General features: G+C 38.9%; 8 protein-coding genes and 1 pseudogene. All 9 read left to right on the plus strand.

Annotated elements, in window-relative coordinates; all coding sequences use genetic code 11:
* Nucleotides 1-262 (plus strand): annotated as a pseudogene (locus tag ESZ50_RS11785) (ATP-binding protein); the annotation flags it as partial.
* Between the two features lie 89 nt (nt 263-351).
* Nucleotides 352-777, plus strand: a complete 426-nt coding sequence (locus ESZ50_RS11100) for a Spx/MgsR family RNA polymerase-binding regulatory protein (protein WP_148623969.1) — start codon at nt 352-354, stop codon at nt 775-777.
* Nucleotides 778-1172: 395 nt separating this feature from the next.
* On the plus strand, nt 1173-1505 hold the full coding sequence (locus ESZ50_RS11105; RefSeq protein WP_148623971.1) for a hypothetical protein: 333 nt from the start codon (nt 1173-1175) through the stop codon (nt 1503-1505).
* Nucleotides 1498-1794 carry a hypothetical protein gene (locus tag ESZ50_RS11110; RefSeq protein ID WP_222860817.1) on the plus strand — a complete coding sequence of 99 codons (297 nt, stop codon included), beginning with the start codon at nt 1498-1500 and terminating at the stop codon, nt 1792-1794. Before ESZ50_RS11105 ends, ESZ50_RS11110 begins: the two co-directional genes overlap by 8 nt.
* A complete protein-coding gene (locus tag ESZ50_RS11115; protein WP_148623973.1) occupies nt 1787-1966 on the plus strand; it encodes a hypothetical protein in 180 nt (59 codons plus the stop codon). The genes ESZ50_RS11110 and ESZ50_RS11115 overlap by 8 nt, the downstream gene beginning before the upstream one ends.
* Before the next feature lie 73 nt (nt 1967-2039).
* On the plus strand, nt 2040-2519 hold the full coding sequence (locus ESZ50_RS11120; RefSeq protein WP_148623975.1) for an ArpU family phage packaging/lysis transcriptional regulator: 480 nt from the start codon (nt 2040-2042) through the stop codon (nt 2517-2519).
* A gap of 130 nt (nt 2520-2649) precedes the next feature.
* The gene (locus tag ESZ50_RS11125) at nt 2650-2922 is read left to right on the plus strand and encodes a DUF2829 domain-containing protein (RefSeq protein ID WP_148623977.1); all 273 of its coding nucleotides are present in this window, start codon (nt 2650-2652) and stop codon (nt 2920-2922) included.
* 86 nt (nt 2923-3008) lie between these two features.
* Nucleotides 3009-3218 (plus strand): hypothetical protein, encoded by a 210-nt coding sequence (locus ESZ50_RS11130; protein WP_148623978.1) that lies wholly within the window; start codon nt 3009-3011, stop codon nt 3216-3218.
* A 60-nt stretch (nt 3219-3278) separates the two neighbouring features.
* Nucleotides 3279-3739: hypothetical protein (locus ESZ50_RS11135; protein WP_148623980.1), on the plus strand; the 461-nt coding region annotated here is incomplete at its 3' end.

A 3739-nucleotide genomic window follows, 5' to 3' on the forward strand; every position in this document is an offset into this window, starting at 1 on the left:
AAATATGTTGCGATTATTGGCTAGTGTTGATTTGCTGGTTTTGGACGATGTTGGCAGTGAGAATGTTACGGATTTCTCGCAAGAGTTGTTGACTGACTTAATGGACTCCAGAACTAGAACGATCATCACGACTAACTACAGTAGTGATGAATTGAGGCGCACATACGAGGCAAGGACTGTTAGCCGATTGTTAAGAGGAGTCAGCAGGGATAGAGCGTTTAGTTTTCAGAATTTGAAGGATAAACGTATTCAAGCGTTTTGATGAAAGGAGGCGTAAAAAATGGATCAGTCAAAATTTGATGATTGGAAGAATGTTTATCAGATGGACAAGCGACGGAAGGACTGGGGCAAATGGCAAAGGTAGATGATGGTACGGTTGTGATTTATACGACAACCAGTTGTAGTTCTTGTCGGAAAGCAGTGGCTTGGTTAAAGGCTAATAGCGTGCCGTTTTTTGAGGTAAGCCTAAATGTTCATCAGATTACAGAGACAGAACTGATGCACATAATTGGTCTTACTGAGAGTGGGATTAAAGATATAATTTCGACTAGATCAGACGCATTTAAGCGATTAACGCGCTATACCGATGAAATAAGCGTTCAAGACTTGGCTAAGGCAGTCTGGGATGACCCGACAATGTTAAAACGTCCGTTATTGGTTACAAAGAACAAACTACAAATTGGCTACAGTGACATTGATATTCGAAAGTTTGTCCCGAGGGAGGCTAGGCGCAAGTCGCTAGATGAATTACTAAGAGCGGAAGATGCACAAATTTAATAAATGGTTAGATTTAAATGATAAATTGTTCTTGATTATTTATTAAAACTACAAATGGCCGAAAGTGAAAAGACCACAAAGCTTGTATTTAGATGATTTTATGGATTATTGCTCCTTGGGTGATTAGAGCAATGCTGATCGTTGGCGGAGCACTATTTGTGTTTGGGAGTTGGGGATTGATAACCGAAAGGACTAACGAGGTAGTTGATTAATGGGTATGTTGGTTGGAAATATTTTTGCAATTGTTGGGGGTGCTATTAGCACACTAGCAGTAGTGAGGCAAGGTAAGTGGAAATCGAATACAACGGAGACTCTATCTAATATAGGCCTAAATTTAGCTATTTCAGGTCTTGGAGTCACATTAATATTTGCGTTTATAGATTAAGGAGTGGGATGTGGTAATGGTAGTAAACAAAGTTAAAAAGGCACTTAGTTGGCTAAACAGATATGACATTCTAATAAATACGCTATTCATGTGGTTATGCGTGGCATTCATTGGTAACTCTGGAGCAAAATGGATGCGGATATTTGCAGTTATTGCTGTCTTTGTATATTCGGTGATGCTTGCTTTAATGGACGGACTTAACACTCATATTATTGAGCTTCAATCTGAATTGATCGAGATCGAGGAGTCAAAAACTTCCCAATATCAAGAACTTACAAAAGAATACAGAAAGTTATTTCAGCAATTACAAAATAAAAAAGGCGGGAATGATGATAATGACTAAAAGAATTGTAGACTCGAAAAAGTATGACTCATTTATCGATGTACGAGCTGACGAAGGGGGATTGCAACGAACTAGGTATAAGTTCGAAAATTCGTTTGGAGCATCAGTGATTTATGGGCCCGGATCATTCGGGCTAGAATTAGCGGTAATTAGATATAACAAAGATGGTTCTTGGGACATAGATTATTCGACTGATATCACTGACGATGTAGTGGGTCGCTTAACCCCAGATGAATTAGATAATCTTTTGGGACGTATTCAAGCATTGGATGGAGGGGACAATGAATAGGTATTTAGAGGCGTTTTTGCTAACGATCGGATTGTTTTTGACGACAGGAGTGGTTATTGGCTTTGCATATATCATTGCTTTAATAAGAGAGTTTAGCGCAATTTTAGCTTTAGTGACTTTCGTAGCCGTTGTTGGTACAATTTTTTTCTTCTTATTTTTGAATGAAATGTAAAAAAGCGCCAACCGAAGTCAGCGCCATACGAAATAAAACCAGTAACTTTATTTTATCATGGAGGGCGTAGGTTGTGGCACTGTTACCAGAAATAGACGAAGCAAGAACAGTTGAAAAAGTTAGGTATTTTTTTGATAAAGAATTTCCAACAATTCAAAGAATGGCACATAAATCATACGTTGATGTGAAGTCGCCGATTATAAGCGGTATGCCTTCAAGTCGAAGTATTGATAACACGACAGATGAGAAGCTAACTAACCATGCCTACGCTGACGTAATCCTGAATGAAATTATTGAAGCGTGTAGGACAATGAAGTATCCGCATCGAGATATTGTCGAATTGAAGTATTTCAAGATGGTTAAGTGGGATAAAATATTCACTCGAATGGGTTATTCCGAAAGCCGTGGTTATCAACTTGTTAGAGAGGCATTTCTACAATTTGCTTGGGCGTTTGCTGACACAGAAGATTTACGAGTATTCGTTATTGAAGGACTAAAGGATCAGAGTAAGCCGGAAGATTTTGACCCAAATAGCACAGTTTATAAATTGTAGGTAAGCTGTAGTTTCATTGTAGGCACGGTGGAGCAAAACCGTTATATTATGATATTGTTCAAAAATTAGATAACAGAGAGCTGATAGAAATATCGGCTCTTTTATTTTGCAATCAGATAGGAGTATCAATATGGATAAGGTATCAGGCGTTGATTTTGGTAAGGCACTAGAATTACTTCGGTTAGGAAAGTGTGTGGCTCGTAAGGGCTGGAATGGTAGTGGTATCTATATTGGATTGCACAAACCGACAGGCGAGTTTATGACGCAAGAGTTTATCTACATTGATACAACTGGTTTGATCACTGATAATGGCTCGGCTCCTAAGTCACGAGTTCCTTGGTTGGCTAGTCAAACAGACATGTTAGCAAGTGATTGGGTAGTTGTAGCACCGCGGACTAAGTAATGAATTTTGGCACCATCATTTTTGATGGTCGCATACATACAGGTAGCGATCATTTGATTGTTGCCTTTTTATTTTGAGGTAGTGGTATGTCTAGAAGTTATAAGAAGCCGTATTTTGTTGATAAAGATAGACGTAACTCACGGCACAAAATCCAAAATAGAAAAGTAAGGGCTCAAATGAAAACAGGTAAGTATGATGGCTATTCAAGTCTTGATTTTAAGAAAATGAATTCATCATGGTTTATATGCGATTATCGTTTTTACAGCCCTGAATTTAAAGAAGCATATAGGAAATAACATCTGATTAAGTTCAGGCGTTTTTATTTTGCAATGAAAGGTGGTGGGAGTTGTGTAGTTATGAGAAGAGATAAAGATTATGGCTTGGTATCTGGTGATGATGAATTACGGATATTGAGACGGCTAGATAGGGAGAACGTTATGAGAATGCATAGATGTGCTGAGGTTCGATGTACCGAACTCATCCCGTTAAAGTATGACTACTGTCAGAAGCATTATGAAGCTCGTATGCAACGTTTCAATAAAGAACGAATAAAGAGCCAAGAGCTAAGTGCAAAGACACTGAGAGGGCAACAGCAACTCAGAGAGGCAACACAAGACTACGACAATACTAAGCGTCAAGAATTACATGATGGTTTCTACCAGAGCAAACCTTGGACAAAGATTGCCGAGTATGTGAAGCAGAGAGACGGTTACCTCGATGGCGTAGACGGTAGGGCATGGGATAAGGGGCAACTCATAGTCGATCACTTGATACCAAGACGACTACTAGATCAACAGGCTCAGTATGATACATCTAA

This window comes from Weissella muntiaci (genome assembly GCF_008107635.1).
Lineage (GTDB): Bacteria > Bacillota > Bacilli > Lactobacillales > Lactobacillaceae > Weissella > Weissella muntiaci.

What these genes read in the sequence shown, in the direction of transcription:
- ESZ50_RS11110 (WP_222860817.1), top strand. Translation starts at nt 1,498, where the DNA reads ATGACTAAAAGAATTGTAGACTCGAAAAAGTATGACTCATTTATCGAT.
- ESZ50_RS11115 (WP_148623973.1), top strand. Translation starts at nt 1,787, where the DNA reads ATGAATAGGTATTTAGAGGCGTTTTTGCTAACGATCGGATTGTTTTTG.
- ESZ50_RS11125 (WP_148623977.1), top strand. Translation starts at nt 2,650, where the DNA reads ATGGATAAGGTATCAGGCGTTGATTTTGGTAAGGCACTAGAATTACTT.
- ESZ50_RS11100 (WP_148623969.1), top strand. Translation starts at nt 352, where the DNA reads ATGGCAAAGGTAGATGATGGTACGGTTGTGATTTATACGACAACCAGT.
- ESZ50_RS11130 (WP_148623978.1), top strand. Translation starts at nt 3,009, where the DNA reads ATGTCTAGAAGTTATAAGAAGCCGTATTTTGTTGATAAAGATAGACGT.